General features: G+C 48.5%; 1 protein-coding gene. It reads left to right on the top strand.

What is annotated here, in order from left to right:
* Positions 1–377: hypothetical protein (locus C2I19_RS21905; protein ID WP_233201313.1), on the top strand; the 377-nt coding region annotated here is incomplete at its 5' end.
* Positions 378–723: the final 346 nt, after the last annotated feature.

The raw sequence follows: 723 nt of genomic DNA, 5'->3' as shown, positions 1-723 counted from the left end.
CTCGGTCAGTTGTACGGTGCACTTCATGGAGTTCGGTGGTGAGTAGAGTCCGGGTGAGTGCAAGCAAGAATCAAACCAATTTGTTGTGGGCACTTACAAAGGAAACTTCTTTTCCATCTGAGTGGTATGGGTCTTTTTCTGATCAGGATGAGGAGGCTTATATTGTTTTGCATTTGGAAGAGGGTAGGAGATTAATGGGCTATCCTAAAGAGTGGCCATCAACTCCTATGGAAGGTCATTTTGTCATGATCGATGCTTCTTGGCTATTGGATGAGCCGGATAGTGACAGTGGGCGTGCAGAAGTTCGGTTGGAAAATGTAGAGAAATTCTTGGTAGATGTTAAAAAAGTAACCTACGTAGAATTTCTTAAATATTAGGAGGTCATGTGAGTAGAAAACAACCAAGTCCATTGCCTAGGACAATTGCGCAGGATGGGGTTTCTCGAGGGCTTTCGAAAAGCAACTCTCCTTCAAGTTCGATGAAGAGACCATCTCCTCCGCCCCCGCCGCCGCCTCCATCTTCAAAAAAATAGAGCTATCATCAGGTCAGGGCCTCCGCACTCGAACGGCATGTATGACTCGCTGAGTAGTCAAAGCCTTGCATAAGCCGCTAGGAATCGCGTCTACTACGGCGCTGTTGCACAAATCCTGAACAGGGCGAGGCCCCCCCTTTCCCCAAATGGATTTAGACCACCGCCACCGTGCACGGACGGCCCAGCATGCT

Source organism: Chromobacterium alticapitis (genome assembly GCF_002924365.1).
Lineage (GTDB): Bacteria > Pseudomonadota > Gammaproteobacteria > Burkholderiales > Chromobacteriaceae > Chromobacterium > Chromobacterium alticapitis.
The sequence above is the reverse complement of the archived record's forward strand: the minus strand, read 5'-3'. Positions and strand labels throughout refer to the sequence as shown.